Below are 25,829 nucleotides of genomic sequence, written 5' to 3'. Positions count from 1 at the left end.
GGATGGTCAGCCCCGGCCGGCCCGCAGCCGGGCGCGGAAGTCCTTGTAGCCCTCGATCGGGCCGATGGTATCGGCGGCATATACGCCGCGGGCGATGGCGCGCGCCATGCAATCGGCCGCCAGCGTGCCCAGCCGCGCCAGCCACATGGGCCGCGGCTCCGGCAGGGGGGTGCGGCCGGTGGCGATGGCGAAGATGGTGTCCCCGTCAAAGGGCGTGTGGACCGGGCGGATGGCGCGCGCGAAGCCGTCATGGGCCATCAGCGCCAGGCGACGGGCTTCTGTCTGGGTCAGGTCGGCGTCGGTCGCCACGATGCCGATGGTGGTGTTGCCGCCGGGGATGGCGCGCTTGCCGTCCAGGTCCTGGGCCACGTCGAATGGCCGGTCGGGCGGCGCCTGGCCACCCAGTTCACCCGCCTGCTCCAGCGCCCAGGCGTGGAAGCTGTCGGTACCGGGATGGATGACGCTGCCCCACGGGTTGGCGGCGACCAGCGCGCCCACCGTCGGCCCCTCGGCCAGCCGCCAGGAGGCGCTGCCGAGCCCGCCCTTCAACTGTCCGGCGCGGGCACCCATGCCCGCCCCGGCATTGCCCAGGTCGAACCGGTCGGCGGCGGCATCGCAGGCCAGTGCCGCCAGCCGGCGATAGGGCGGCTCGTCGCCCCACGCCTTGTCGCCGCCATTGGTCAGGTCGAACAGGATGGCGGTCGGCACCACGGGCACGACGGTGCCGCCGAAGGCCAGCCCGCGGCCGGCGCGGGCCAGCCACTGCCGCGTGCCCGACGCGGCGTCGAGCCCGAAGGCGGACCCGCCCGACAGCACCAGCGCCTCGATCCGCCCGCCGGCGATGCAGGTGAGGTCGAGCGCATCGGTCTCGCTGGTGCCGGGCGCGCCGCCGCGCACGTCGACGGCAGCCACGGCCGGCCGGTCGGCCAGCAGCACGGTCACGCCCGAGCGCACGCGCGCATCCTGGGCATTGCCGACGGCCAAGCCGGCGACGTCGGTGATCAGGTTCAGAGGACCGGGTGAAACGGGTGCGATCGGCATGGCGCACACCCTATCCGAACGCCCGCCTTCCGTGGCAATCATTGAAGAGACGAAGGCGGGGCCGCACCCCGCAACGACGCGCGGAAGGAACGCCCCCGATGCTCTACGATCTGACGACGCTGACCCTGCGCCCGGCGACGGTCGCCCAGGCCCTGCCGCGCCTGGAAGCCTGGCTGTCCTCGACGGCATCGTCGGGCGAACTGCTCGGCTGCTGGGTGGCGGAGGTCGGGCTGCTGAACACCATCATGGTCCTGCGCGGCTATGGCGACGACCGCGCCGGCCTGCTGGCCGACCATGCCGCGATCACCGAATCCGACAACCCGTTCGGCATCGGCGACGTCACCGTGTCGCGGACGATGGATGCCTACCAGCCCTTCCCCTTCCTGCCGGCGATCCGGCCGGGCAAGTACGGCCCGGTCTACGAGGTGCGCACCTACATGATGGCCCCGCACGGCCTGGCGCCCACCATCGCCGGCTGGGAGGAGACGCTGCCTGGCCGCCTGGCGCTCTCGACGCCGCTGGTCGGCATGTATTCGGTCACCGGCAACGGCACCCGCTTCGTCCATATCTGGCCCTATGCCAGCATGAACGCCCGCCTGGAGATCCGCACCGAGGCGCAGCAGAAGGGCCTGTGGCCGCCCAAGGGCCGCACCGACCGGCTGATCGACATGAAGTCCGAGCTGTACCTGCCAGCGACTTTCTCGCCGACGCAGTGATGCTTCATGGTTGCCGTTTGGCCGATCTTGGGATCGGCCAAACGGCCGTAACCGGTAGGTGAATCAGCAGATCGCAACAGAATTGGCCGATCTGTTGGCCGATGTTGGGATGCGAGAGTTGCGCCTCGCTTGACCTTCGCGGCCACTGCGACTAGACACTGCCCCGTTCTCGAACTTCCGAGAAAACCAAAGCCCCCGAGGGGGCCGGCCGGTCCGCGAGTGTCGCGCGCCGGCCCGCTTTCGTTTGGGCGCGCCTCCTCCTGGGGGCGGGCCTTAGGGGAACTGGCAGGGTGAGTGCATGTTCGAAAGCCTGACGACGCGCCTCGGCAGTGTCTTCGACCGCTTGAAGCGGCGCGGGGCCCTGTCGGAGTCCGATGTCGGCGAGGCGCTGCGCGAGATCCGCGTCGCCTTGCTGGAGGCCGACGTCGCCCTGCCGGTGGTGCGCGACTTCATCGAGAAGGTGCGCGAGAAGGCGGTCGGCCAGGAGGTCGTGCGTTCGGTCACGCCGGGCCAGATGGTCGTCAAGATCGTCCACGACCATCTGGTCGAGATGCTGGGCACGGCCTCGGTCGAGATCAATCTCGAGGCGGCCGCCCCCGTCGTCGTGTTGATGGTGGGCCTCCAGGGCTCGGGCAAGACGACGACAACGGGCAAGATCGCCCTGCGCCTCAAGACCCGCGAGCGCAAGCGCGTGCTGATGGCCTCGCTCGACGTCGCCCGGCCGGCCGCCCAGCGGCAGCTGGCGGTGCTGGGCGAGCAGGCATCGGTGCCGACGCTGCCGATCGTGACCGGCGAGCCGCCGCTGGCGATCGCCCGGCGCGCGCTGCAGACGGCGCGCCTGGAAGGCTACGACGTGCTGATGCTCGACACGGCCGGGCGCCTGCACATCGACCAGGCCCTGATGGCCGAGGTCGCGGCAGTGCGCGACGCGACCAAGCCGACCGAGACGCTGCTGGTCGTCGACGCCATGACCGGCCAGGACGCGGTCAATGTCGGCAAGAGCTTCGCCGAGCAGATCGGCATCACCGGCATCGTGCTGACCCGGGTCGACGGCGACGCCCGCGGCGGCGCTGCCTTGTCCATGCGCGCCGTCACCGGGCAGCCGATCAAGCTGATCGGCACCGGCGAGAAGCTGGACGCGATCGAGCCCTTCCATCCCGAGCGCATCGCCGGCCGCATCCTCGGCATGGGCGACGTTGTCAGCCTCGTGGAGCGGGCGACCGAGACGATCGAGAAGGACGAGGCCGAGCGCCTGGCCGCCAAGGTCCAGAAGGGCGAGTTCGACCTCGACGACCTGCTGTCGCAGCTGCGCCAGCTGAAGAAGATGGGCGGCATGTCGGGCCTGATGGGCCTGCTGCCCGGCGTCGGCAAGATCAAGAAGCAGATGGCCGAGGCGAATATCGACGAATCCGCGCTGAAGAAGCAGGAAGCCATCATCCTGTCGATGACGCGCGGGGAGCGGAAGAAGCCGGAAGTGATCAAGGCGTCGCGCAAGCAGCGCATCGCTAGCGGGTCCGGCTGCTCCGTCCAGGACGTCAACCGCCTGCTGAAGCAGTACGACCAGATGCGCACCATGATGAAGCAGGTGAGCAAGCTGGGCGCCAAGGGGATGATGCGGGGCGGCATGCCCGGCATGGGCCTTGGCCCCGGCATGATGCCAAAGGGATTCGACCCCTCGCGGTTCGGCCGGCGCTGATCCGGCCCGAGGGCAGCAACTGAACTTCGATCCGATATCAAGGCCAATGGAGACCGAATACCCATGCTGAAGATCCGGCTTGCCCGCGGCGGCGCCAAGAAGCGCCCCTTCTATTCGATCGTCGTCACCGACTCGCGCAACCCGCGCGACGGCCGCTTCCTCGAGAAGCTCGGCACCTACAACCCGATGCTGGCGCGCGACCATGCCGACCGCATCACCCTGAACGACGAGCGCGCCACCCACTGGCTGAAGTTCGGCGCCCAGCCGACCGACCGCGTCGCCCGCTTCCTGGCCGATCGCGGCCTGCGCGCGCCGGTCGTCCACAAGGAGACGCCCAAGCAGAGCGCCCCCAAGGCCAAGGCCCAGGAGCGTGCCAAGGCCGCCGCGGACGCCGCCTGAGCCGGCGCCGGAACGGGTAACGGACCAGGACGGGTGACGGACCGATGGCCATGACACGCAACGGGGCGGAGGCCGCCGCTGGCGACGGCGACGCGCTGGTGCTGGTCGGCCAGGTCGTCGGCGTTCATGGCGTGCGCGGCAACGTGCGGATCAAGAGCTACACCGACGATCCGGCCGGCTTCGGCCGGTACGACCCGCTCCTCGACGGGGCGGGGCGGCCGGTGAAGCTGCGCGTCGTCGGCGAGGCCAAGGGCACGGTGGTGGTGCAGTTCCAGGGGGTCGTCGACCGCAACGCGGCCGAGACCCTGCGCGGCACCCGGCTGTTCGTCCCGCGCTCGGCGCTGCCGGCACCCGACGAGGAAGAGTTCTACCACGCCGACCTGATCGGGCTGGCGGTGGAGACGGTGGCGGGCCAGCCGCTCGGCCGCGTGCTCGAGGTCGCCAACTATGGCGCCGGCGACATGCTGGAAGTGCGGCCGGCCCAGGGGCCCTCGCTGCTGGTGCCGTTCACCCGCGCGATCGTGCCCGTGGTCGACCTGGTCGGTGGCCGCGTCGTCGTCGATCCGCCGGCCGGCCTGCTCGACCCGGTGCGCCCGGACGAGCGCGACGGGCGGGACGATCGCCTGGCGGACGCGGAAGACGAAGTCCCGGGCGACGAAGTACAGGGCGACGAAGTACAGGGCGACGACCGGGAGGCCCGGCCATGAGTGGCGTCGGCTGGACCGCGCGGGTGCTGACGCTGTTCCCGGAAATGTTCCCGGGGCCGCTCGGCCATTCGCTCGCCGGCAAGGCGCTGGCGGCCGGGTTGTGGTCCCTGGAAGCGGTGGACATCCGCTATTTCGCGGGTGATAAGCACCGTTCCGTGGACGATGCCGCGTTCGGCGGCGGACCTGGCCTGGTAATGCGGCCGGACGTGATCGACGCCGCGCTGGCCGCCGTCATGGGCGCGCCCGGCCCGGAGCGCGAGCATGCCGGCGCCGGCCCGCTCATCTATCTGACGCCGCGCGGCCGGCCGCTGACCCAGGACCGGGTGCAGGCGCTGGCGGCGGAGCGGCAGGTGACGGTGCTGTGCGGCCGCTACGAAGGGGTCGACCAGCGCGTCCTAGACGCGTGGCAGGTCGAGGAGGTCAGCGTCGGCGACTACGTCCTGTCGGGCGGCGAGCCGGCGGCCATCGTCCTGATCGACGCCTGCGTTCGGTTGCTGCCGGGCGTCATGGGCGATGCCGAGACCCTGGCGGAAGAGAGTTTCGAAGGGGGGTTGCTCGAGTACCCCCATTACACGCGCCCCCAGGAATGGCGGGGGCGCAAGGTGCCGGAGGTGCTTGCCTCCGGCCACCACGAGAATATTCGCGCCTGGCGGCGCGCCCAGTCGGAGGAGACGACGCGCGAGCGACGTCCCGATCTCTGGGCCCGCCACCAGGCCGTCCGGCAGTGAAGGAAGGGTAACAGGATGAACGTGCTTCAGAAGTTCGAGGCCGAGCAGGTCGAAAAGCTCCTGGCCGAGCGGGGCGTGCCGATGTTCGGCCCGGGCGATACGCTGCGGGTCAGCATCAAGGTCGTGGAGGGCGAGCGCGAGCGCGTCCAGGCGTTCGAGGGCGTGTGCATCGCCCGCAAGAATGCCGGCGTGAACTCCAGCTTCACCGTCCGCAAGATCTCCTACGGCGAGGGCGTGGAGCGCGTCTTCCCGCTGCATTCGCCGCGCATCACGGCCATCGACGTCATCCGTCGCGGTGAAGTCCGTCGCGCCAAGCTCTATTATCTCCGTGGTCGCACCGGGAAGGCCGCGCGCATCGCCGAGAAGGGCTTCAATTCGGGCGACGCCGTGACCGTGATCAAGAAGACCGCCGTGCCCGTGAAGGCCGGCGCCCGGAAGCCCGCACCCAAGAAGTAAGGCCAGGACATCCCCGCGGACTCGCCATCGGCATCCGTGGGGTCAGTCTTCGCCGGAGATACCGAGGATCGCCCCTGCCATGGCAAAGCCGCGCACGCTCTTCGACAAGATCTGGGACAGCCACGTCGTCGATCGCCAGGAGGACGGCACCTGCGTCCTCTATGTCGACCGCCACTTGGTGCATGAAGTGACCAGCCCGCAGGCCTTCGAGGGCCTGCGCATGGCCGGCCGCAAGGTGCGCCGCCCGGATGCCACGCTCGCCGTAGCCGACCACAACATTCCGACGTTGAACCGCAGTGCCGGCATCGACGACCCGGAATCCCGGCTGCAGGTGGAGACGCTGGAGAAGAACGTGGCCGCCTTCGGCGTGCCCTACTTCCCGGTCGAGGACGTGCGCCAGGGCATCGTCCACATCATCGGGCCGGAGCAGGGCTTCACCCTGCCGGGCACGACGATCGTCTGCGGCGACAGCCACACCTCGACCCATGGCGCGTTCGGGGCGCTGGCCTTCGGCATCGGCACGTCCGAGGTCGAGCATGTGCTGGCGACCCAGACGATCATCCAGCGGCCGGCGAAGAACATGCTGGTGCAGGTCGATGGCGACCTGCCGCCGGGCGTGACCGGCAAGGACCTCGTGCTGGCGATCATCGGCCGGATCGGCACGGCGGGCGGCACCGGGCATGTGATCGAGTATGCCGGCAAGGCGATCCGCGACCTTTCCATGGAAGGCCGCATGACCGTGTGCAACATGACGATCGAGGGCGGTGCGCGTGCCGGCCTGATCGCGCCGGACGACACCACCTTCGCCTACCTGGCCGGCCGGCCGATGTCGCCCAAGGGTGCCGCCTGGGAACAGGCCGTCGCCTATTGGCGGACGCTGCCCAGCGACGAAGGCGCGGTCTACGACAAGGTGGTGCACATCGATGCCGCCCAGATCGTGCCGCAGGTCACCTGGGGCACCAGCCCCGAGGACGTGCTGCCGATCACCGCCAACGTGCCCGACCCGGCCATGATCGCCGACGAGGCCAAGCGCGAATCGATGGAGCGCGCGCTGGCCTATATGGGCCTGACCGCGGGCATGCCGCTCAACCAGGTGGCGGTGCAGAAGGTCTTCATCGGTTCGTGCACCAATGGCCGCATCGAGGACCTGCGGGCGGCCGCCGCCATCGCCAAGGGCCGCAAGGTGGCGGCCGGCGTCCACGCGCTGGTGGTGCCGGGCTCCGGGCTGGTGAAGGAGCAGGCCGAGGCCGAGGGCCTGGACCAGGTCTTCATCGAGGCTGGCTTCGACTGGCGCGAGCCGGGCTGCTCCATGTGCCTGGCGATGAACGCCGACAAGCTGCAGCCGGGCGAGCGCTGCGCGTCCACCTCGAACCGCAACTTCGAGGGCCGGCAGGGCCGCGGCGGGCGCACCCATCTGGTCAGCCCGGCGATGGCGGCGGCAGCGGCCGTCACCGGCCACCTGGCCGACGTGCGCGAACTGGCGGCCTGAGAAGGGGAGGATAGGGCGATGCAGAAGTTCAATCAGCTCACCGGTGTCGCGGCACCGCTGCCGATGATCAACATCGACACCGACAAGATCATCCCCAAGCAGTTCCTGAAGACGATCGAGCGCAAGGGCCTCGGCAAGGGGCTCTTCGACGAGCTGCGGCGGCGCCCGGACGGCACCGAGATCCCGGAATTCGTGCTGAACCAGCCGCAGTACCGCAATGCGGAGATCCTGATCGCGGGCGACAATTTCGGCTGCGGGTCGAGCCGCGAGCATGCGCCCTGGGCGCTGCTCGATTTCGGCATTCGCTGCATCATCGCGCCCAGCTTCGCCGACATCTTCTACAACAACAGCTTCAAGAACGGCATCCTGCCGATCGCCCTGCCGCAGCAGGTGGTCGACCAGCTGATGGAGGATGCCCGCAAGGGCGCCAACGCCAAGATCGCGGTCGACCTGGAAGCGCAGACCATCACCCGGCCGGACGGCGAGGTGATCCATTTCGACCTCGATCCCTTCCGCAAGCATTGCCTGCTCAACGGCCTCGACGACATCGGGCTGACGATGGAGAAGGGCAAGCGGATTGACAGCTACGAAGGCCAGCAGCAGGCGAGCCAGCCCTGGCTCTATTCCGCGGCCCGCTGACCGACCCTCTCTGACCCATGGTGCGGGGCGCCCTTCGGGGCCGCCCCGTTCCCCCGCCGATCTCTGCCTCCACTCGTGATGTGAAACGAGGACGCCCATGGCTGCCAACAAGAAGATTCTCGTCCTGCCTGGCGACGGCATCGGCCCCGAAGTGATGGGCCAGGTCCGCCGCGTCGTCGACTGGTTCGCCAAGCATCGCGCCGTCGGCTTCGACCTGAACGAGGGCCTGTGCGGCGGTGCCGCGCTCGACAAGCACGGCACGCCGCTGACGGACGAAACCATGGCCGATGCCATGGATGCCGACGCCGTGCTGTTCGGCTCGGTCGGCGGCCCGAAGTGGGACGACCTGCCGTTCGAGAAGAAGCCCGAGCGCGGCCTGCTGCGCCTGCGCAAGGAGATGGACCTGTTCGCCAACCTGCGCCCGGCGGTGGTCTTTGACCCGCTGGTCGGCGCCTCGTCGTTGAAGCCGGAGATCGTCCAGGGCCTCGACCTGCTGATCATCCGCGAGCTGACGGGCGGGGTCTATTTCGGCGAGCCGCGCGGCATCGAGACGCTGCCGGACGGCACCAAGAAGGGCTTCGACACCCAGGTCTATACGACGCCGGAGATCGACCGCGTGGCCGACGTCGCCTTCGACCTGGCACGCAAGCGCCGCAACAAGGTGACCTCGGTCGAGAAGGCCAACGTCATGCATACGGGCGTGCTGTGGCGCCAGACGGTGACGGCCCTGCACGCGGCCAAGCACAAGGACGTCGAGCTCGGCCACATGTATGCCGACAACTGCGCCATGCAGCTCGTGCGCTGGCCCAAGCAGTTCGACGTGATCGTCACCGACAACCTGTTCGGCGACATGCTGTCCGACTGCGCGGCGATGCTGACGGGCTCGCTCGGCATGCTGCCGTCGGCCTCGCTCGGGGCGACCGACCCGACCACGGGCCGCCGCCGCGCGCTCTACGAGCCGGTGCACGGCTCGGCGCCCGACATCGCCGGCAAGGGCATCGCCAACCCGTTGGCCGAGCTGATGAGCTATTCGATGATGCTGCGCTACTCGTTCGACCTGGGCGAGGATGCCGACCTCGTCGACCGGGCGATCGAGCGCGTGCTGGCCGAGGGCAAGCGCACGGCCGACATCGCCGAGCCCGGCTCGTCCAAGGTCTCCACCAGCCAGATGGGCGACGCGATCCTGGACGCGCTCGACCGTCTCGGCCGCTGACCGGCCCGCCTGCCGCCCCGGCTATGGGGCGGCAGGCGCCAGGTTGACGAAGTAGAGCCGGCAGCCGGCCTCGGTGCCGGCACTGCCCTGGCAGAAGTCCAGCGCCGCCGCCCGCGCGGCCTCGGTCGAGGCGCGCCCCGTCGCCCAGCCGAAACGACCCGTGGCGGAAGCGGCGAAGGCCTTCTCCCCCGCCCCCGCAAGATAGCGTTCGAACGCCGCTCGCAGGCGATCGGTGACGGCAGGCAATGCATCCGGCGACAAGGCGGTGGGCGACCAGGTCGGCAAGCGGCTCCGGCGCAGGAAAGCATCAACCAGCGGCCACCACAGTTCCGGCGCCCGCCCATAGACCGAATGGCCGTCGGCGCCGAAGGGCGGCAGCAGGTGGAATTCGGCCGGCGCGCCCGCCCCTTGATAGGCCGCCAGCATGGCGCGCGACAGGGCCGGGCCGAAATAGAGGTCGTTCTCGGCATAGATCCACAGGCCTGGCGCCCGCGCGGTGCGGCCGTAGCGGGCAAAGGCCTCGACCAGCCGGTCCGGCTGGCAGACGTCGTTCGGCCCGCGCGAGCCGCGCCCGCCGGCGAAGTTGATGACGCCCACCAGGCCGGTCGGCGGCTGGGATGCCAGTGCCGTCGCCGTCAGGCCGCCGGTGGAGACGCCGACCAGCAGCAGGCGGCGCGGGTCCGCCCAGGGCTGGGCCGCGAGCCAGCCGGCCGCCAAGCGCAGATCGACCGCCGCCGCCAGGCCGGCCGCGCCATAGTCCCGGCTGCCGCAGTTGCCGGCGGACTCGACGAATTCCCCCTCCGACGTGCCGTAGCCGCGGCGCACGATCGACAGGGCGGCCCAGCCGCGCCGGGCAAAGTCTCTCGCCTGCGGGCCGGCACTCTCGGCCCGGGTCCGGGTCCGGTCGGCGGGGTCGCGCGGCGTGCCGTGGGTCAGCAGGACGATCGGGAAGGGTCCCGGCCCTGGCGGCCGCGCCAGGTATCCGGCCAGCCGGACCGAGGAACCGTCCGGCAGCACCACAGGGACGGTCAGCGATCCTTCGCTCAGGCCCTCATGCTCGCTGCCTGCCTGGGCCGCGGGTGGGGCCGACAGCAGCGCCAGCAGCAGAAGCAGGCGGCCGATGCCGATCAAGCGTACCAACGGCATCCCATGCGCCTCTCAGAGCGGTGGCGGGCAGGGCGGCAGCAGCCGCTGCACCTGGTCGCGCAGCCGGGTCAGCGACGGGTCGCGCAGGCCGAGCTCGTCCAGGTGGCGGACGGTATTGTCGAGATACTCGATGCAGGGGCCACGATCGCCATGGGCAGCCGCGATGATGGCCGCCGTCTCGGCCACGGCCAGGCGGCCGCTGTAGAAGCGGTGCCGGCGGTCGACGACGAAGGCCAGGCACGGCACCGGCCCCTCGGCCGTGCGCACCGGCAGGATGCGCGGATGGTACTCGTTGTTCAGCATCTCGCGCTCCCACAGCGCGGCCTTCACCGGCTCCAGTTGCTCGATTGGAATGCGCAGGGCCAACCCCTTGCACGACCCGCCGCGATCCAGGCCGAGCACCAGGCCCGGCCGTTCGTCGGTGCCGCGATACTGGGTCGAATAGATGCAGAAACGCCGATGGTACCCGTTGAGGCGGCCGGGGCGGACCTCGACCGGCTCGAAGCCGGGATTCCAGATCAGCGAGCCGTAGCCGAACACCCAGAAGTGGCCGGAGGCGCAGGGATGAAGGGACATCATGAGCGAATGCGACTTTACCCGCTGGCCCGCATCCCGCAAGCGGTCGCATTGCCCGCCGGCGATAGTTATATCGGGGGATGGTCCGAACCTTTCGTACTGCGACGCTGGCCGTCCTCCTTGCCCTGCTGGTGCTGGCTGGTGCGGGCTATGCCTGGTTCTGGCACCGGGTTGCGGCTGACATCGCGGCCGGCGTGCCCGCCTGGGCCGCCTCGCTGGCGGCCGATGGCGTCCGCGTCCGGCATGGCCCGGTCGCCGTCACCGGTTTCCCCCTCGTCTTCCGGCTGGAGGTGCCGCAGCCGGTCTTCGATCGCGCCGCCGCCATGCCGGCCATGCGTTGGTCGGGCGACCGGCTGACGCTGACCGCCCAGCCCTGGGCGCTGCGCGAATGGACGATCGACGTGCCGCAGCCGAGCCGGTTGGAACTGTCGGCCGGCGGCAGCCCGTGGACGGCCGCGGTCGCGCGCGTCGACGGTCGGCTGCGGGTCGATGCGGCCGCGGGCGAACTCGTCATTGGCGCGCATGGCATTGCCGGCAGCGGTGACGATCCGCTGGCCATCGCCGCGGTCCGGCTGCGCCTGGCGGGCGACCCGCAGCGCCGCGGGGCCCTGGCGGTGGCCTTGACGGCCGACGCGATCCGCCTGCCGGCCCGCCCGCAGCCCCTGCTGGGGCGGGACATAAGCCGCCTGGCCGTGGATGGCTGGCTGGTCGAGCGCATCCCCAACCTGCCGCCGGCGGCAGCCCTGGAGGCATGGCGCAATGCTGGTGGAACAGTCGATGTCGAACGCTTCGCGCTGGCCTGGGGCGATGTCCAGGCCGATGGTGCGATGACGCTGGCACTGGATCCGGCGCTCCAGCCGCTGCTGGCGGGGACGGCCAGCCTCACTGGCCACGAGGCGGTGCTGGACGCGCTGGTCGCCGCTGGAACGCTGCGCCGGATGGAGGCGTTCGGCATGCGCGCGCTGCTGGGGGCGATGGCGGCCCCCACGGGCGACGGGCAGCGCCCGGCGCTCCGGGTGCAGTTCTCGATCCAGGACCGGCGCGTCCAGGCGGGCCCGGTCGGCGGAACCACCTATCGCCTGCTGTCGTTGCCCCGTATCGAATGGCCGGATCGCTGAGATAGCCCGTGGAATCGGGCTTTTTAGCAGTGGCAAGTTTCGACCGATGTTGCTATCGCTCGCGCCCAGCAGCGCCACGAGCCCGTGGGGCTGCCGAACACAAGTGTTACCAGAGGAGCAAGAATCGTCATGGCGGCTGCTGAGACCACTCCGACGGTGTCGCTGCGCCAGTTGGCGGCGACCCTCGCCGAGAAGCATGAGATGCCCAAGAAGCTGGCGACCGCCGTGCTCGAGGATCTCGTCGCCTTGGTGACCGAGCATCTGGAGAAGGGCGACAAGGTCCGGTTGACCGGCCTCGGCATTCTCCAGGTCCGCAAGCGTGAAGCTCGCATGGGCCGCAACCCCGCCACCGGTGAGCCGATCGAGATCAAGGCGTCCAAGAAGGTCGCCTTCCGCGCTTCCAAGGATCTCAAGGAAGCGGTCTGATCGTGCTGTTGCCCGGCGCGATCGCGCCGGGGAAGAGATCGGAAACGCCGCGCCGTCTGGAGGGATGGCGCGGCGTTTTCTTTGTCCGGTCCCATCCGGCGTCCGATGCGATCAGGCGGCGGCCTGTACGGGTGGCGGCGTCATGCCGCGCTCGGCCTCGATGATGCCGCGGCGGATGGCCCTGGTGCGGGTGAAGAGTTCGTGCAGCTTGTCGCCCTCGCCCCAGCGGATGGCGCGCTGGAGATAGGCCAGGTCCTCGGAGAAGCGGCCCAGCATCTCGAGCACGGCCTCGCGGTTGTCGAGGAAGATGTCGCGCCACATGACGGGATCGGACGCGGCGATGCGGGTGAAGTCGCGGAAGCCGCCGGCCGAGTACTTGATGACCTCGGAGCGCAGCGTCTCCTCGAGGTCGGTGGCGGTGCCGACGATGGTGTAGGCGATGAGGTGGGGCAGGTGCGAGGTGATGGCCAGCACCTTGTCGTGGTGGGCCGGGTCCATCTCGACGACCTGGGAGCCGACCTTTTCCCAGAAGGCGCGCAGGCGGGCGACGGCGGCCGGGTCGGCGGCGGGCGGTGGCGTCAGGATGCACCAGCGGCCCTGGAAGAGCTCGGCGAAGCCGGACTCGGGCCCGGAATGCTCGGTGCCGGCGATGGGGTGGCCGGGGATGAAATGGACGCCGTCTGGCACGTTGGGGCCGACGTCGCGGACGACGGCCTGCTTGACCGAGCCGACGTCGGACAGGATGGCGCCGGGTGCCAGGACGGGCGCGATGGCGGCCGACAGGTCGGCATAGGTGCCGACGGGGGTGCAGAGGAGGACGAGGTCGGCGCCGGCGGCGGCTTCGGCCGGGTTCTCGTAGGCATGGTCGACGATGCCGAGCGACAGGGCCGTGTCGCGGGTCGCCTCGCGCCTGGTGCTGCACACGATCTCCTCGGCCAGCCCCTGGGCGCGGGCCGCGCGCGCCAGGGACGAGCCGATCAGGCCGATCCCGATCAGGGCCAGGCGGCGGAACGGCGGGCGGTGGCCGGGTCGTATGGGAAGCGGGTGGTCCATGGCGGTCTCCGGGAATTGGGCCAGAAAGCCCCCGGAGGCCAGATCCTGAAACGAAGCGCCGCCGGGTGGCGGCGGCTCGGTTTCGTCAGATCGTGATCGAACCCGCGCCGCCCCTATGGGAGGGCGCGTAATAGAGGCCGCTTATGGGCAGGTTCGTCTTCACGGCCGCGACCATAGGCAGCGGCGGCTCCGGCGTCAATCAGGCCTGCTTGGCCTCGATGATGCCGCGGCGGATGGCCCTGGTGCGGGTGAAGAGCTCGTGCAGCTTGTCGCCCTCGCCCCAGCGGATGGCGCGCTGGAGATAGGCCAGGTCCTCGGAGAAGCGGCCCAGCATCTCGAGCACGGCCTCGCGGTTGTCGAGGAAGATGTCGCGCCACATGACGGGGTCGGACGCGGCGATGCGGGTGAAGTCGCGGAAGCCGCCGGCCGAGTACTTGATGACCTCGGAGCGCAGCGTCTCCTCCAGGTCGGTGGCGGTGCCGACGATGGTGTAGGCGATGAGGTGGGGCAGGTGCGAGGTGATGGCCAGCACCTTGTCGTGGTGGGCCGGGTCCATCTCGACGACCTGGGAGCCGACCTTTTCCCAGAAGGCGCGCAGGCGGGCGACGGCGGCCGGGTCGGCGGCGGGCGGTGGCGTCAGGATGCACCAGCGGCCCTGGAAGAGCTCGGCGAAGCCGGACTCGGGCCCGGAATGCTCGGTGCCGGCGATGGGGTGGCCGGGGATGAAATGGACGCCGTCTGGCACGTTGGGGCCGACGTCGCGGACGACGGCCTGTTTGACCGAGCCGACGTCGGACAGGATGGCGCCGGGTGCCAGGACGGGTGCGATGGCGGCCGACAGGTCGGCATAGGTGCCGACAGGGGTGCAGAGCAGGACGAGGTCGGCACCGGCGGCGGCCTCGGCCGGGTTCTCGTAGGCATGGTCGACGATGCCGAGCGACCGGGCCGTGTCGCGGGTCGCCTCGCGCCTGGTGCTGCACACGATCTCCTCGGCCAGCCCCTGGGCGCGCGCCGCGCGCGCCAGGGAGGAGCCGATCAGACCGATCCCGATCAGGGCCAGGCGGCGGAAGGTCACGGGCGTCAGCTCCGGCTGCCGAGGAAGTCGGCGATGGTGGCCTGCACCGCCCGCATCTCATCCTCGACGCCGATGCCGATGCGCAGGCATTCCGGCAGGCCGTAGCCCGCCATGCCGCGCACCAGCACGCCGCGCTCCTTCAGGAAGGCCAGGGCGGCGGCGGCATCGCGGCCGGGCCCGGTCGGGAAGCGCACCAGGATGAAGTTGGCGACGCTGGGATAGACCGTGAGGCCCAGGCGGGTCAGCTCGTCGGAGAGCCAGGTGCGCCAGCGCGTCGCCGTCGCGCGCGAGGTGGTGACGAATGCCTCGTCCTCCATCGCGGCGACGCCGGCCTCCTGGGTGGCGAGCGTGACGTTGAAGGGCCCGCGGATGCGGTTCACCACGTCGACCACCGCCGGCGGGCCGTACATCCAGCCGAGCCGCAGGCCGGCCAGGGCATAGATCTTCGAGAAGGTGCGGACCATGACCACGTTCTGGGCGGAATCGACCAACTCGACGCCGGCCTCGTAATCGCCGGTCTCGACATACTCGGCATAGGCCGCGTCGATGACGAGCAACACGTTGCCGGGCAGCCCGGCATGCAGCCGGCGCATCTCGGCCGGCGTCAGGTAGCTGCCGGTCGGGTTGTTGGGGTTGGCCAGGAACAGGATGCGCGTGCGCGGGGTGACATGGGCCAGCAGGGCGTCGACGTCGCTCCGCAGCCCCTGCTCGGGCGCGGCCACCGGCACGGCACCGACCGACTTGGCCGCGATCGGGTACATCATGAAGCCGTACTGGCTGTAGAGGATCTCGTCGCCGACCCCGGCATAGGCCTTGGTCAGGAGCTGCAGCAGTTCGTCCGAGCCCGCCCCGCACACCAGGCGCGCGGGGGCCAGCCGGTTCACCCGGCCGATGGTCTGGCGCAGCCGCTCCGAATTGCCGTCGGGGTAGCGATGGATCTCGCCGGCGGCCGCCGTATAGGCGGCCTTCGCCTTTGGGCTCGGGCCGACCGTGTTCTCGTTCGAGGCCAGCCGGAAGACGCGGTTGACGCCGGGCGCCTTGTGGTCGCCGCCGACATAGGGGGCGATCTCGAGGATGCCGGGCTTGGGCTCCAGGGCGAGCGGCAGGTCGCTGGCTTCGGTCGTGGGCGGCTCGGTGGTCATCGGGTTTCCTCGTTCGCGGGCGGCCGCGGGGGTTCAGCCGGCGCGGCTCTCCGACAGCGGGATGGCATAGGCGCCCAGCACGGTCAGCCCGCGCAGGCGCTGTCCGGCGTCCTCGCGCAGCCGGCCCAGGCGCGGGTCGTCGTCGCCGACATAGCCGTCGATCTCGGCCAGGCGGGCGGGGCCGTCGGGCGCGTCGATGACAGCGGGCAGGGCATGGATCGAGAGGCCGGCGGCGGCGGCCAATCGGGATATCTCGGCGTCGGGCAGGGGGGCCGCCAGGTCGAGCGCCAGGAAGCTGCGATCGTCTCCCGACGGCTCGCTCGGCAGGCGGGCGACGGCCACGGCATCCAGCCCGTCACCGCGGGCACTGCCGGGGCTGGCGAAGGGCAGGCGGCTGATGATCCGCGCCCGGTCGGCGGCGGCCCCGCGCAACTGCGGCCACCAGGCGCCATCGGCCGTACCGGCGGGCGTCGGCAGCACGCCGACGGTGGCGCTGCCGCCATCGACCGCGGCCAGGACGGCACGGGCGTCGCCATGGGGCGTCATCGGCGTCTCGGCGCCGAAATGGTCGCGCGCCAGGTCCCACAGGCCGGGCCGGCCGTCGGCGAACTGCACGGCGACCGCGAACGGGCCCTGCAGGCGCGTGAACTCGCACATGATCTCGCGCCAAAGCCGCACCATGGTGGCCAGGCCGAACGGGCCATGGTGGCGGGCAGCCAGCCGGCGCATGACCTGCGCCTCGCGGCCGGGCCGGAAGGCGCCGGCGCTGCCGGTGGCGCGCTTGGCGGCGGCGACCGCGCCGACGATGGTCGCGCGCTGGTGGATGAGGTCGAGCAGACCGTCATCGATCGCGTCGATGCGCCGGCGAAGGTCGTCGAGGTTTGGGGCGGCCGCGGAAGTCATCGGGCAAGGGCGCTGAAAGGCGAAAAAGGGCGTTACAGATAGTCCGCGGCCATCGCGAAAGCAAAGAAAACAGTGACATTTGTTGGGTCCGTTTCCACTGGCGCGACCCGAGCTGCCGGCTATTCCCGACCGCCGGGAGCCGGGACATCGCCCATGCCTTGAATGCGGCTGCCGCCGATGCTGTCTTCGTCGAGATCCGCAGCCATAAGGGCCACGATGCCTTCCTGCTCGACGGGCGCCCAGCCGGTCAGGGCTCCCAGCCGGTCAGGGCGCCTCGGGTTCGGCGGGTGGCGTGTCGCTGCGCCGGGCGCCGATGGGCCGCATGGGCACCGGGGCCGCCAGCCGCTCGCGCTTGCGCGCGGCGGCGCGCACGGGCGGTACCGCATAGATCTGCTTGGTCGCCTCGATGATGACGACCCCGGCGAAGCGCGGGAACCAGCGTTCGCCCGCGCGTTCCCAGGCGAGCGCGCTCCGGTGCAGCACGCGCCAGCGGAACGGCGGCACGAAGAGCGCGTGCGTCGTCTGGGCCGGCGTGAACAGGCAGTCGCGCAGCAGGCGCGATAGCTGGCCCGCGGAATAGGGATGACCATAGCCGAACGGCGTCATGTCGCGCCGGGCCCACAGGCCGCGGCGGTTGGGCACGACGATGATCAGCCGCCCGCCGCCCGCCAGCACGCGCCACGCCTCGCGCAGCATCGGGCGCACCTGCTCGCTGCCCTCGAGCGCGTGGGCGATCAGGATGCGGTCGAAGAACTGGCCGGGGAAGGGCAGCTCGCCTTCCTCGCCGATGGTGGCCCGGTTGGGCGCATCGGGCGGCCAGGCCAGCACGCCCTGGGTGGCCGGCATGCAGACGACGACCCGCTCGGCCTCCTCGGCCAGCCGGCCGAGGAACGGGGTGGCATAGCCCAGGCCCAGAACGCTGAGGCCCGCTACCGTGGGCCAGATCTCGCGCAGGCGGCGGTTGACCATGCGCCGGGCCACCTGGCCAAGCGGGCTGCGGTAGAAGTCGCGAAGGTCGACGACATCGGCGTGCATCGCCGCCAGATGTACGTCAGGGGGCGGTCGCGGGAAAGCGCCGGGTGGGGGCCAGGCCGACCGGCGTGACGTTGGGGTCCGGGGCAGGCCGCTGCGTGACCGGCGGCACCGCGGCCGGATCGGGCTGCAAAGGGACCGCTGCCCGTGCCTGCGGCAGGCGCACGACGCGACCGTCCGGGTGCAGTTCGAGGCGGCCGACGATCCGCCGCGATTCACCGCCACCCGGATCCTCGGCATGGGCGGGGATGGCGGGAGCGGCCGCGAGCACGGCCAGGACGAGAAATGGGCTGAAGGAATGTGTCACATCGGGAGAACGCGCCGGGGGTGCGGGACATTCCGACAAATCCACCTGCCCGTTGCGATGGCAGGCGATCACGAAACGGTCATCTGCCGCTCACCGTGGAGTGAGCGAGCGTGATTCGCCCGGGCCCCGGTCGGGGACTACCTTCTGGTCATGAGGACGGCGCGGGGATGGACCGGGTCGCCCAGGAAAACACCAGAGATACCCAGGAGCCCCCCATGACCAAGCTCATTTCCGCCGCTGCCATCGCTTCCCTGATCGCCTTCGGCGCCGTCGCTTCCCCCCTGTCGCTCGACGCCGGCAAGTTCGGCATGAACCAGGACGAGGGCAAGTACGGCCAGCTACTGGATGCCGCCAAGTTCGCCGCCAACACCGAGGACGGCAAGTACGGTCGCAACACCGACGAGGGCAAGTACGGTCGCAACACGGACGAGGGCAAGTACGGCCGCAACCTCGATGACGGCAAGTTCGGCCAGTCGGTCGACGCCGACCAGAAGCTCGGCCGCTAAAGCTCTACGGCCGGCACCAGGCGCTCCCCCCTCGCCACCGAGCGGTTCCCCCCGGCCGCTCGGGCCGGCCGCCCCCACCGACAGAGCCGACCAAGGCCGCGGAGCGATCCGCGGCCTTCGTCATGTCCGGCGATCGCGGTTGGCGGAAACGGCCGGACGGGAATATGGTGACGTCTCGCCGTAACTCCCTGCCGTAACTCCCCAGGGCCGACCATGCTGGATATCCACCGCATCCCGGTGCTGCAGGACAACTATGTCTGGCTGGCGCATGACGAAGCGACCGGCATGACCGCCGTCGTCGACCCGGCCGTGGCAGCACCCGTGGAAGCGGAACTGGCGCGCCGGGGCTGGCGGCTGACGCATATCCTGAACACCCACCATCACGGCGACCATACCGGCGGTAACCTGGCGCTCAAGGCGGCCCATGGCTGCACGATCGTCGGCCCGGCGGCCGACCAGGCGCGCATTCCCGGCATCGACGTGACGGTGGCCGACGGCGACCGCTATCGCTTCGGCGACAGCGAGGCCCAGGTATTCGACGTGCCGGGCCACACGCGCGGCCATATCGCCTTTTGGTTCGCGGCCGACGGGGCCCTCTTCTGCGGTGACACCCTGTTCGCCATGGGCTGCGGCCGCCTGTTCGAGGGCACGCCCGGGCAGATGTGGCATTCGCTCGGCAAGCTGAAGGGGTTGCCGGGCGACACGCGCGTCTTCTGCGCGCACGAATATACCCAGTCCAATGCCCGTTTCGCCCTGTCGGTAGACGGCGGCAACCCGGTCCTGGTCGCGCGCGCGGCCGAGGTCGACCGGATGCGTGCCCGCGGCGAGGCCACTGTGCCATCGACGATCGCGCTGGAACGCGCGACCAACCCCTTCCTGCGCGCCGACGAACCGGCCCTGGCGGCGGCGGTGGGCCTCAAGCCCGGCGATCCGGTCGCCGTGTTCGCCGAGGTCCGGCGGCGCAAGGACTCATTCTAACCAGCCATCACCCATCGTCCGACGAGGTTCCGCACATGAAGCTGCGCTATTCCGCGACGTCTCCCTATGTCCGCAAGGTCGTGGTGCTGGCCCTGGAGGCCGGGCTCGACGGCCGCATCGAGCGGATTCCGACGGCAGCCGCGCCAACCAAGCCCAGCCCCGAGATCTCGGCCGACAACCCGCTCGGCAAGGTGCCCAGCCTGACCACGGACGACGGCCAGCACCTCTTCGATTCGCCGGTCATCTGCGAATATCTCGATTCCCTCCACGAGGGTGCCCGCATCTTCCCGACGCCGGGGCCGATGCGCTGGACGGCGCTCCGGCAGCAGGCGCTGGCGGATGGCATCCTCGATGCCGCCCTCCTCATCCGCTACGAGCTAAGCCGTCCCCAGGACAAGCAGTGGGCCGACTGGTCGGCCGGCCAGCAGCGCAAGATCGTGCAGGCGCTGGATGCGCTGGAGGCAGAGGCGGCCCGGCTGGGCGACGCCGTGACGATCGGCACCATCACCATCGGCTGCACGCTGGGCTACCTCGACTTCCGCTTTGCCGCCGACGACTGGCGCCGCGGCCGGCCGACCCTGGCCGCCTGGTACGAGAAGTTCGCCGCCCGCCCGTCGATGGCGTCGACCATGCCGAAGGACCCGACCTGAGCGGGGACCGTCCGGCGAAGCCGGAGGAGGCCGAGGCGATCATCGCTGCCCTCGGCCTCCGCCCGCACCCGGAGGGCGGGCGCTTCGTCGAAACCTATCGCCACGCGCCGGCCGAGGGCGGGCGCGGGGCGATGACGGCGATCTATTTCCTGCTGCGGGCGGGCGAGCGCTCGCACTGGCACCGCGTCGATGCCGACGAGATGTGGCACTGGTATGCGGGGGCGCCGCTGCGCCTGGGCATCGTGGGCGCCGACGGTCGCAGCGACCCGGTGCTGGGCAATGACCTGGCGGCCGGGCAGCGGCCGCAGATCCTGGTGCCGGCCGGGGCCTGGCAGGCGGCCGAGAGTCTCGGCGCCTGGACGCTGGTCGGCTGCACGGTGGCACCGGCCTTCGAGTTCGCCGGCTTTGAACTGGCGCCCGCGGGCTGGGAACCGGGCTGAGGCGACGGCGGCCGTCCGCTACCGGGTGGGGGTGGGCGCGCTGGCGTGGATGGCGGCGGGCGGACGGCGGCGCAGGCGCTCGCGGGCGGCCAGCGCCGCCCCGCCGGTGATCAGCAGGCAGGCGAGCGCCACGGTCGAGGACGCTTCGGCCCGGCCGGAGGCGATCAGCACCAAGGTCGACAGTAGCGGCGCCAGATAGGCCAGCGCCCCCAGCAGGCGGATGTCGCCCTGCTTCACGCCCACGTCCCAGACGAAGAAGGCCAGCCCCATCGGCCCCAGGCCCAGCGCCAGTACGGCCAGCCATTGCGTGCCCTGAGGCGGCGCCCAGGGCTCCCAGGCGAGGTGGCAGAGGAATGCCAGCACGGCGGTCGCCCCGCAGAAGCCGCCGATGGCGTCGCTGGATACCTGGCCGAAGCGCCGGCTGGTGACCGAGTAGGCAGCCCAGACGACGGCAGAGCCCAACGCTGCCAGATAGCCCGGCGCGTGCTCGGCGCGGAAGGCGACGCGCCCGCCGTCGGTCACCAGCAGCCCCGCCCCGGCCAGTCCCAGCAGGGCGCCCGCGACATGCCACCAACGCAGCCGCTCGCCCGGCAGCAGGGCCGAGAAGACCACGATCAGCAGCGGCCATAGATAGTTGACGAGGTTGGCTTCCAGCGGGGGCGCGTTGCCCAACGCCACGAAATAGAGCAGGTGGAAGCCGAACAGGCCGCCGACGCCCAGGCCCCAGACCGGCAGCGGCCAGGTGAGTCGGCGCCGGATACCGCCGCCGCGCGCAACCCACAGGCAGAGCGCGGCCACGAAGGCGATGGCGAAGGTCAGGGCGACCATGAGGAAGGGTGGAACGGGGCCGGCCATGGTCGTCAGCAACGCCAGCGTCGACCACAGCAGGATGGCGAGGGCGCCCAGCGCCGTCGCCCGCCCGCTCGACAGGACGATCATCCCCGCTCCACCTCCGCAATCCGCCGGCCCGGATGGGGCCGGTGGCCGGTCAGTACATGTGCTGGCCGCCGTTGATCGACAGCGTCGATCCGGTGATGAAGCCGGCATCGTCGGCGACCAGGAACAGCACCCCGCGGGCGATCTCGTCGGCCCGGCCGAGCCGGCCTACCGGCACGCGGGCGACGATCTTCTCCAGCACGTTGGGGGGCACCGCGCGCACCATCTCGGTGTCGATGTAGCCGGGCGCGATGGCGTTAACGGTGATGCCCTTGGCGGCACCTTCCTGGGCCAGGGCCTTGGTGAAGCCGTGGATGCCGGACTTGGCGGCGGCGTAGTTGACCTGGCCATACTGGCCGGCCTGCCCGTTGATCGAGCCGATATTCACGATGCGGCCGAAATTGCGCTCGCGCATGCCGTCGATCACGAGGCGGCTCAGGTTGAAGCAGGAGGCGAGGTTGGTCTGGATGACCGCGTTCCACTGCTCGAACGTCATGCGGTGGATCGTCGTGTCGCGCGTGATGCCGGCATTGTTCACCAGGACCTCGATCGGCCCCAGGTCGGCCGTGACGCGGCCGATGCCTTCCTGGCAGGCGGCAAAGTCGGCGACGTCGAACTTGTAGGCGGGAATCCCCGTCTCGGCCGTGAAGGCCTTCGCGATCTCTTCGTTGCCGCCATAGTTGGCGGCCACCGTGTAGCCTGCCTTCTGCAGGGCCTCGGCGATCGCCCGGCCGATGCCGCGCGTGCCGCCGGTCACTAGCGCTACCCGTCCTGCCATGATGTCTCCTCCCGATCTGCGACGCTCGTGGGCGGCGTCGACTTGCACGCATCAGACCATGCGGCGGCGACCGCCGCCAGCGGTCCCGTGCGGACGAGGCGCCCTCGCGCGCTTGATAGTCCGGGCCTCGGGCAGAAATGAGGCGGGCCGCCCCATTCGGGGCGGCCCGCGCATGATCTGGCGGCGAGAAGTCGGGGGTCTAGTCGCGTTCGACGCACATGGCGACACCCATGCCGCCGCCGATGCACAAGGTGGCCAGGCCCTTATGGGCGCCGCGCCGGCCCATCTCGTAGAGGAGCGTGGTCAGCACGCGGGCACCCGACGCGCCGATGGGATGGCCGAGCGCGATGGCGCCGCCATTCACGTTGACCCGGCTGGTGTCCCAGGCCAGTTCCTTGTTGACCGCGCAGGCCTGGGCCGCGAACGCCTCGTTGGCTTCCACCAGGTCGAGGTCGTCCTTGCTCCAGCCGGCCTTGGCGAGTGCCGCGCGGCTGGCCGGGATCGGCCCCGTGCCCATGATCGCCGGGTCGACGCCGGCGGTCGCCCACGAGACGATGCGGGCGAGGGGCGTGATGCCGCGCCGGTTCGCCTCGTCGGCCGACATCAGCACGGCCACCGCCGCGCCGTCATTGATGCCGGACGCGTTGCCCGCCGTCACCGTTCCGTTCTTGTCGAAGGCCGCGCGCAGCTTGGCCAGCGTCTCGGCCGTGGTGCCGTGCTTGGGGTACTCGTCGGTGTCGATGACCGTGTCGCCCTTGCGGCCCTTGATGGTGACGGGGACGATCTCGTCGGCGAAGCGGCCGGCCTTCTGGGCGGCCTCGGCCTTCTGCTGCGAGGCGGCCGCAAAGGCGTCCTGCTGCTCGCGGGTGATTTGCCACTTCTGGGCCACGTTCTCGGCCGTGTTACCCATGTGGTAGCCGTGGAAGGCATCCCACAGCCCGTCCTTGATCATGGTGTCGACGAACTCGGCCGGGCCCATCTTCACGCCGCTGCGCAGATAGGCGGCGTGGGGGGCCTGGCTCATGCTTTCCTGGCCGCCGGCGACGACGATCTTGGCATCCCCCAGCAAGATCGCCTGGAAACCGAGCGCCACCGCGCGCAGGCCGGACCCGCAGAGCTGGTTGATGCCGTAGGCCGTGCGCTCGACCGGGATGCCGGCGGCGATCGCGGCCTGGCGGGCGGGGTTCTGGCCGGCGGCCGCGGTCAGGATCTGGCCCAGCACCACCTCGTCCACCTCGGCCGGGTCGACCTTGGCCCGCTCCAGCGCGGCGGTGATCGCGACCTGTCCCAGATAGTGGGCGGGAACGCTGGAAAGGGTGCCGTTGAAGGCGCCGATCGGTGTGCGGGCCGCGGCGGCGATCACCACGTCGGTCATGGGGTGCGCTCCTGGGTGGGTCGGAACCCGCAATCTAGGGATCGCCCGGACCCGAGTCCAGCCAGCCGGCCAGCGGCGCCCAGACCGCCGCCGGCGCGCCGCCCCCGGCGATCATGCCGATATGGCCCAGGGTCGGCGACAGCAGGGTGGCGCCTGGAATGGCGGCGGCAAGCGCCGTGGCGGACGCGTGGGGCACGATGCGGTCCTGCTGCGGGGCCATCACCAGGGTCGGCATGCGCAGCGCCGCGGGGTCGACCACGCGGCCCGCCACGCGCCAGGCGCGTCGGGCCGGCGCGTTGGCGCCGTACCAGTCGACCAGGCATTCCCGTGCCACCGGGGCGGCCAGCGGCACGCCGTCGTTCAGCCAGTCCTCCAGCGCCACGAAGGCATGCGCCTTGTCGCCGGTCGGGTCGAGATCGGCGAAGGACGAGAACTTGCGCAGGGCCAGCGCCGGATCGAGCGCCATGAACAGCATCTGCAGCAGGTCGACCGGCAGGTCGCCCCAGCGGGCGATCCAGGGCTCGGCGGTGGAAAACCAGGCGGCGATGGCGCGGGCCTGGCCGCCGCGCTCGGCATGGAAATCCCACGGCGTCGCCAGCAGCGCCAGGCGGCACACGTCGCGCGGCCGGCGGCAGGCGAGCGCCAGCGCCAGGTCGCCCCCCATGCAATAGCCCAGCACCGCGACCGGCCCGCCCTCCAGGGCTACGACGGCGTCGAGCGCGGCTTCCAGCCGGCCGGCGACATAGGCCGTCAGGTCGAAGCCGCGCTCTTCGGGGCCGGGTGCAGCCCAATCGACGAGATAGGGGCGCAGGCCCCGCCCGGCCAGGTGGTGCAGCAGGCTGCGCCCTGGTGCCAAGTCCAGGATGTAGGCCCGGTTGACCAGCGACGGCACGACCAGGACGGCTGGGCCCGGCGCGCCAGGCCGGCCATACTGGCGCAGCGTCGTCGTGCCCTCGCCCCACACGGCCGGCATGTCCGGCAGTTCGCGCCGGTAGGGATGGTGGCGATAGAGTTCCAGCCCGCGCAGGAAGCGGTCGGCGCGGTCGCGCAGCTCGTGGTCGAGCGCGGCCGAGAAAGCCTCAGGATCGACGGCGCGGAGCGGTTCGGCGAGGTCGGCGAGCGGTCCCGCGAAGGGCGGATTCGAGCCCGGCGATGCGCTCCTCAAGAGCGGCCATGCGGCGCGCGAGCTGGTCCAGATCGTGGCCGCCAGCCCCAGATGCGCCGGCAGCGGCCGCGGTCCCTGCCGGGGCGGGTGTGGCGACGGGGTCATGCTGCGCGCCGGTGGCGGCGGCCGGCGCTACGGGCGGTGCCGCGAATGCCGGTGCAGAGAACGCCTGGGTCAGGCTTGCCGCCGGTGCGAAGAGCGACAGCCAGCGCGCCGTCGCCTCGGCCATGGCCGGATCGGCGGCGACGGCCAGCATCTGCTCCTGCCAGAGGGTGACGAACCGTCTGGCGAGTGCGGCTGAATCGGGCGGATCGGCCATCGGCCGGACTATATCGGCGGCAGGGCATCGTCGCCACCGCCGCGGCCGGCCGGGTCCGGCGGCCGCCTGTTCGCGCCCGCAGCAGAGGCGCTGTTCGCGACAGCGAAATCCGTGTTATGCACGTTGCGGAACCGTCCACCGTCCGGAGTACCTGCATGACCGAGGATTCGGGGTCGGCGACCTCACCAGCCATCACCATCAAGAAATACGCCAATCGTCGCCTCTACAACACCGCGACGTCGAGCTACGTCACGCTCGATCATCTGTGCCAGATGGTGAAGGACGGCCAGGACTTCGTCGTCTACGACGCCAAGACCGGCGACGACATCACCCGCACGGTGCTGACCCAGATCATCGTCGAAGAGGAACAGAAGAGCGGGCACAACCTGCTGCCGATCGGCTTCCTGCGGCAGCTTATCAGCTTCTACGGCAACAACCTGCAATGGCTGGTGCCGCGCTATCTCGATGCCAGCATGCAGACCTTTGCCCGCAACCAGGACCAGTTCCGCGGCTACATGCAGGGCACGTTCGGCAATCTGTTCCCGTTCGGCCGGCTCGAAGACATGGGCAAGCAGAACCTGGCCATGTTCGAGCGCGCGATGCAGATGTGGGCGCCCTTCTCGGGCTCGGCCGGCCGGCCGGGTGAGGACGAGCGCCCCGGCGAGCCGCCGCGCGCGCCGGCACCGCCGCCCGCCAACGAATCCATGCGCGAGCTGGAAGCCCGCCTGGATGCCCTGCAGAAGCAGCTGGAGACGCTGTCCCGGCGTGACGACAAGGGCGGCAAGGGCGACTGACCACTCTGGCCTGGCCCGCTCGCCGG

General features: G+C 70.9%; 30 protein-coding genes. 16 read left to right on the top strand and 14 right to left on the bottom strand.

Annotation, left to right across the window (positions count from 1 at the left end):
- Positions 1-6: 6 nt before the first annotated feature.
- Positions 7-1,041 (bottom strand): P1 family peptidase, encoded by a 1,035-nt coding sequence (locus STVA_RS24470; protein WP_123691113.1) that lies wholly within the window; start codon positions 1,039-1,041, stop codon positions 7-9.
- Between the two features lie 98 nt (positions 1,042-1,139).
- Here STVA_RS24470 and STVA_RS24465 point away from each other — a divergent pair, with 98 nt between their 5' ends.
- The 9 genes from STVA_RS24465 (at position 1,140) to leuB (ending at position 9,084) form a co-directional block, all read left to right on the top strand.
- On the top strand, positions 1,140-1,757 hold the full coding sequence (locus STVA_RS24465; RefSeq protein WP_123691115.1) for an NIPSNAP family protein: 618 nt from the start codon (positions 1,140-1,142) through the stop codon (positions 1,755-1,757).
- Between the two features lie 298 nt (positions 1,758-2,055).
- Positions 2,056-3,453, top strand: coding sequence for a signal recognition particle protein (gene ffh, locus STVA_RS24460; RefSeq protein WP_123691117.1), 1,398 nt, complete (start codon positions 2,056-2,058; stop codon positions 3,451-3,453).
- 63 nt (positions 3,454-3,516) lie between these two features.
- Positions 3,517-3,852 (top strand): 30S ribosomal protein S16, encoded by a 336-nt coding sequence (gene rpsP, locus STVA_RS24455; protein ID WP_123691119.1) that lies wholly within the window; start codon positions 3,517-3,519, stop codon positions 3,850-3,852.
- Between the two features lie 50 nt (positions 3,853-3,902).
- Positions 3,903-4,559 (top strand): ribosome maturation factor RimM, encoded by a 657-nt coding sequence (rimM, locus tag STVA_RS24450; protein WP_197735947.1) that lies wholly within the window; start codon positions 3,903-3,905, stop codon positions 4,557-4,559.
- A complete protein-coding gene (gene trmD, locus STVA_RS24445; RefSeq protein WP_123691123.1) occupies positions 4,556-5,287 on the top strand; it encodes a tRNA (guanosine(37)-N1)-methyltransferase TrmD in 732 nt (243 codons plus the stop codon). Before rimM ends, trmD begins: the two co-directional genes overlap by 4 nt.
- Before the next feature lie 15 nt (positions 5,288-5,302).
- Entirely contained in the window at positions 5,303-5,743 is a 441-nt protein-coding gene (rplS, locus tag STVA_RS24440) for a 50S ribosomal protein L19 (RefSeq protein ID WP_123691126.1), read from the top strand.
- 79 nt (positions 5,744-5,822) lie between these two features.
- Positions 5,823-7,232, top strand: coding sequence for a 3-isopropylmalate dehydratase large subunit (gene leuC / locus STVA_RS24435; protein WP_123691128.1), 1,410 nt, complete (start codon positions 5,823-5,825; stop codon positions 7,230-7,232).
- An 18-nt stretch (positions 7,233-7,250) separates the two neighbouring features.
- Positions 7,251-7,871, top strand: a complete 621-nt coding sequence (gene leuD / locus STVA_RS24430; protein WP_123691130.1) for a 3-isopropylmalate dehydratase small subunit — start codon at positions 7,251-7,253, stop codon at positions 7,869-7,871.
- 97 nt (positions 7,872-7,968) lie between these two features.
- Positions 7,969-9,084: a 3-isopropylmalate dehydrogenase gene (gene leuB / locus STVA_RS24425; RefSeq protein ID WP_123691132.1), complete on the top strand. Its 1,116-nt coding sequence runs from the start codon at positions 7,969-7,971 to the stop codon at positions 9,082-9,084.
- Between the two features lie 21 nt (positions 9,085-9,105).
- Here the strand turns inward: leuB and STVA_RS24420 are convergent, their stop codons facing one another.
- Together STVA_RS24420 and STVA_RS24415 are read right to left on the bottom strand one after the other, a co-directional pair.
- On the bottom strand, positions 9,106-10,230 hold the full coding sequence (locus STVA_RS24420; protein WP_123691134.1) for an alpha/beta hydrolase family protein: 1,125 nt from the start codon (positions 10,228-10,230) through the stop codon (positions 9,106-9,108).
- 12 nt (positions 10,231-10,242) lie between these two features.
- Entirely contained in the window at positions 10,243-10,809 is a 567-nt protein-coding gene (locus STVA_RS24415; protein WP_245978354.1) for a gamma-glutamylcyclotransferase, read from the bottom strand.
- A 77-nt stretch (positions 10,810-10,886) separates the two neighbouring features.
- Here STVA_RS24415 and STVA_RS24410 point away from each other — a divergent pair, with 77 nt between their 5' ends.
- Positions 10,887-11,924, top strand: coding sequence for a DUF2125 domain-containing protein (locus tag STVA_RS24410; protein WP_123691136.1), 1,038 nt, complete (start codon positions 10,887-10,889; stop codon positions 11,922-11,924).
- Positions 11,925-12,053: 129 nt separating this feature from the next.
- The gene (locus tag STVA_RS24405; RefSeq protein ID WP_123691138.1) at positions 12,054-12,350 is read left to right on the top strand and encodes an HU family DNA-binding protein; all 297 of its coding nucleotides are present in this window, start codon (positions 12,054-12,056) and stop codon (positions 12,348-12,350) included.
- Between the two features lie 111 nt (positions 12,351-12,461).
- Here the strand turns inward: STVA_RS24405 and STVA_RS24400 are convergent, their stop codons facing one another.
- The 6 genes from STVA_RS24400 to STVA_RS24370 all read right to left on the bottom strand — a co-directional run bounded on the left by STVA_RS24400 (position 12,462) and on the right by STVA_RS24370 (position 17,862).
- Entirely contained in the window at positions 12,462-13,403 is a 942-nt protein-coding gene (locus STVA_RS24400; RefSeq protein WP_123691140.1) for a prephenate/arogenate dehydrogenase family protein, read from the bottom strand.
- 199 nt (positions 13,404-13,602) lie between these two features.
- Entirely contained in the window at positions 13,603-14,487 is an 885-nt protein-coding gene (locus STVA_RS24395; RefSeq protein ID WP_123691142.1) for a prephenate/arogenate dehydrogenase family protein, read from the bottom strand.
- The gene (hisC, locus tag STVA_RS24390) at positions 14,484-15,620 is read right to left on the bottom strand and encodes a histidinol-phosphate transaminase (protein WP_123691144.1); all 1,137 of its coding nucleotides are present in this window, start codon (positions 15,618-15,620) and stop codon (positions 14,484-14,486) included. Before hisC ends, STVA_RS24395 begins: the two co-directional genes overlap by 4 nt.
- 33 nt (positions 15,621-15,653) lie before the next feature.
- Entirely contained in the window at positions 15,654-16,523 is an 870-nt protein-coding gene (pheA, locus tag STVA_RS24385) for a chorismate mutase (protein ID WP_123691146.1), read from the bottom strand.
- 264 nt (positions 16,524-16,787) lie between these two features.
- Positions 16,788-17,558, bottom strand: a complete 771-nt coding sequence (locus STVA_RS24375) for a class I SAM-dependent methyltransferase (RefSeq protein ID WP_123691148.1) — start codon at positions 17,556-17,558, stop codon at positions 16,788-16,790.
- Between the two features lie 16 nt (positions 17,559-17,574).
- Entirely contained in the window at positions 17,575-17,862 is a 288-nt protein-coding gene (locus STVA_RS24370; RefSeq protein WP_142235875.1) for a hypothetical protein, read from the bottom strand.
- Positions 17,863-18,077: 215 nt separating this feature from the next.
- Between STVA_RS24370 and STVA_RS24365 the strand changes: the two genes are divergently transcribed.
- The 4 genes from STVA_RS24365 to STVA_RS24350 all read left to right on the top strand — a co-directional run bounded on the left by STVA_RS24365 (position 18,078) and on the right by STVA_RS24350 (position 20,436).
- A complete protein-coding gene (locus STVA_RS24365; protein ID WP_123691152.1) occupies positions 18,078-18,368 on the top strand; it encodes a hypothetical protein in 291 nt (96 codons plus the stop codon).
- Between the two features lie 213 nt (positions 18,369-18,581).
- Positions 18,582-19,346, top strand: a complete 765-nt coding sequence (gloB, locus tag STVA_RS24360; RefSeq protein ID WP_123691154.1) for a hydroxyacylglutathione hydrolase — start codon at positions 18,582-18,584, stop codon at positions 19,344-19,346.
- A 35-nt stretch (positions 19,347-19,381) separates the two neighbouring features.
- The gene (locus STVA_RS24355; protein WP_123691156.1) at positions 19,382-19,996 is read left to right on the top strand and encodes a glutathione S-transferase N-terminal domain-containing protein; all 615 of its coding nucleotides are present in this window, start codon (positions 19,382-19,384) and stop codon (positions 19,994-19,996) included.
- Positions 19,903-20,436: a cupin domain-containing protein gene (locus STVA_RS24350; protein ID WP_420822838.1), complete on the top strand. Its 534-nt coding sequence runs from the start codon at positions 19,903-19,905 to the stop codon at positions 20,434-20,436. The genes STVA_RS24355 and STVA_RS24350 overlap by 94 nt, the downstream gene beginning before the upstream one ends.
- An 18-nt stretch (positions 20,437-20,454) precedes the next feature.
- Here the strand turns inward: STVA_RS24350 and yddG are convergent, their stop codons facing one another.
- From yddG to STVA_RS28270, 5 genes are all read right to left on the bottom strand, one after another.
- The gene (gene yddG, locus STVA_RS24345; protein ID WP_123691158.1) at positions 20,455-21,375 is read right to left on the bottom strand and encodes an aromatic amino acid exporter YddG; all 921 of its coding nucleotides are present in this window, start codon (positions 21,373-21,375) and stop codon (positions 20,455-20,457) included.
- Positions 21,376-21,424: 49 nt separating this feature from the next.
- Entirely contained in the window at positions 21,425-22,150 is a 726-nt protein-coding gene (phbB, locus tag STVA_RS24340; RefSeq protein WP_179955422.1) for an acetoacetyl-CoA reductase, read from the bottom strand.
- A gap of 199 nt (positions 22,151-22,349) precedes the next feature.
- On the bottom strand, positions 22,350-23,525 hold the full coding sequence (locus STVA_RS24335) for an acetyl-CoA C-acetyltransferase (RefSeq protein ID WP_123691160.1): 1,176 nt from the start codon (positions 23,523-23,525) through the stop codon (positions 22,350-22,352).
- Positions 23,526-23,559: 34 nt separating this feature from the next.
- Entirely contained in the window at positions 23,560-24,690 is a 1,131-nt protein-coding gene (locus STVA_RS24330) for an alpha/beta fold hydrolase (RefSeq protein ID WP_245978356.1), read from the bottom strand.
- The gene (locus STVA_RS28270; protein WP_245978357.1) at positions 24,605-25,009 is read right to left on the bottom strand and encodes a hypothetical protein; all 405 of its coding nucleotides are present in this window, start codon (positions 25,007-25,009) and stop codon (positions 24,605-24,607) included. The genes STVA_RS24330 and STVA_RS28270 overlap by 86 nt, the downstream gene beginning before the upstream one ends.
- Before the next feature lie 155 nt (positions 25,010-25,164).
- Between STVA_RS28270 and phaR the strand changes: the two genes are divergently transcribed.
- Positions 25,165-25,803, top strand: a complete 639-nt coding sequence (gene phaR, locus STVA_RS24325) for a polyhydroxyalkanoate synthesis repressor PhaR (protein WP_123691164.1) — start codon at positions 25,165-25,167, stop codon at positions 25,801-25,803.
- The last annotated feature ends 26 nt before the right edge of the window (positions 25,804-25,829 follow it).

Source organism: Stella humosa (assembly GCF_006738645.1).
Taxonomy (GTDB): domain Bacteria; phylum Pseudomonadota; class Alphaproteobacteria; order ATCC43930; family Allostellaceae; genus Allostella; species Allostella humosa.
The sequence above is the reverse complement of the archived record's forward strand: the minus strand, read 5'-3'. Positions and strand labels throughout refer to the sequence as shown.

Bases quoted from the DNA above. Each gene is read 5' to 3' on its own strand.
- STVA_RS24470 (WP_123691113.1), bottom strand. From the start codon at position 1,041: ATGCCGATCGCACCCGTTTCACCCGGTCCTCTGAACCTGATCACCGAC.
- STVA_RS24465 (WP_123691115.1), top strand. From the start codon at position 1,140: ATGCTCTACGATCTGACGACGCTGACCCTGCGCCCGGCGACGGTCGCC.
- ffh (WP_123691117.1), top strand. From the start codon at position 2,056: ATGTTCGAAAGCCTGACGACGCGCCTCGGCAGTGTCTTCGACCGCTTG.
- rpsP (WP_123691119.1), top strand. From the start codon at position 3,517: ATGCTGAAGATCCGGCTTGCCCGCGGCGGCGCCAAGAAGCGCCCCTTC.
- rimM (WP_197735947.1), top strand. From the start codon at position 3,903: ATGACACGCAACGGGGCGGAGGCCGCCGCTGGCGACGGCGACGCGCTG.
- trmD (WP_123691123.1), top strand. From the start codon at position 4,556: ATGAGTGGCGTCGGCTGGACCGCGCGGGTGCTGACGCTGTTCCCGGAA.
- rplS (WP_123691126.1), top strand. From the start codon at position 5,303: ATGAACGTGCTTCAGAAGTTCGAGGCCGAGCAGGTCGAAAAGCTCCTG.
- leuC (WP_123691128.1), top strand. From the start codon at position 5,823: ATGGCAAAGCCGCGCACGCTCTTCGACAAGATCTGGGACAGCCACGTC.
- leuD (WP_123691130.1), top strand. From the start codon at position 7,251: ATGCAGAAGTTCAATCAGCTCACCGGTGTCGCGGCACCGCTGCCGATG.
- leuB (WP_123691132.1), top strand. From the start codon at position 7,969: ATGGCTGCCAACAAGAAGATTCTCGTCCTGCCTGGCGACGGCATCGGC.
- STVA_RS24420 (WP_123691134.1), bottom strand. From the start codon at position 10,230: ATGCCGTTGGTACGCTTGATCGGCATCGGCCGCCTGCTTCTGCTGCTG.
- STVA_RS24415 (WP_245978354.1), bottom strand. From the start codon at position 10,809: ATGATGTCCCTTCATCCCTGCGCCTCCGGCCACTTCTGGGTGTTCGGC.
- STVA_RS24410 (WP_123691136.1), top strand. From the start codon at position 10,887: ATGGTCCGAACCTTTCGTACTGCGACGCTGGCCGTCCTCCTTGCCCTG.
- STVA_RS24405 (WP_123691138.1), top strand. From the start codon at position 12,054: ATGGCGGCTGCTGAGACCACTCCGACGGTGTCGCTGCGCCAGTTGGCG.
- STVA_RS24400 (WP_123691140.1), bottom strand. From the start codon at position 13,403: ATGGACCACCCGCTTCCCATACGACCCGGCCACCGCCCGCCGTTCCGC.
- hisC (WP_123691144.1), bottom strand. From the start codon at position 15,620: ATGACCACCGAGCCGCCCACGACCGAAGCCAGCGACCTGCCGCTCGCC.
- pheA (WP_123691146.1), bottom strand. From the start codon at position 16,523: ATGACTTCCGCGGCCGCCCCAAACCTCGACGACCTTCGCCGGCGCATC.
- STVA_RS24375 (WP_123691148.1), bottom strand. From the start codon at position 17,558: ATGCACGCCGATGTCGTCGACCTTCGCGACTTCTACCGCAGCCCGCTT.
- STVA_RS24365 (WP_123691152.1), top strand. From the start codon at position 18,078: ATGACCAAGCTCATTTCCGCCGCTGCCATCGCTTCCCTGATCGCCTTC.
- gloB (WP_123691154.1), top strand. From the start codon at position 18,582: ATGCTGGATATCCACCGCATCCCGGTGCTGCAGGACAACTATGTCTGG.
- STVA_RS24355 (WP_123691156.1), top strand. From the start codon at position 19,382: ATGAAGCTGCGCTATTCCGCGACGTCTCCCTATGTCCGCAAGGTCGTG.
- yddG (WP_123691158.1), bottom strand. From the start codon at position 21,375: ATGATCGTCCTGTCGAGCGGGCGGGCGACGGCGCTGGGCGCCCTCGCC.
- phbB (WP_179955422.1), bottom strand. From the start codon at position 22,150: ATGGCAGGACGGGTAGCGCTAGTGACCGGCGGCACGCGCGGCATCGGC.
- STVA_RS24335 (WP_123691160.1), bottom strand. From the start codon at position 23,525: ATGACCGACGTGGTGATCGCCGCCGCGGCCCGCACACCGATCGGCGCC.
- STVA_RS28270 (WP_245978357.1), bottom strand. From the start codon at position 25,009: ATGGCCGATCCGCCCGATTCAGCCGCACTCGCCAGACGGTTCGTCACC.
- phaR (WP_123691164.1), top strand. From the start codon at position 25,165: ATGACCGAGGATTCGGGGTCGGCGACCTCACCAGCCATCACCATCAAG.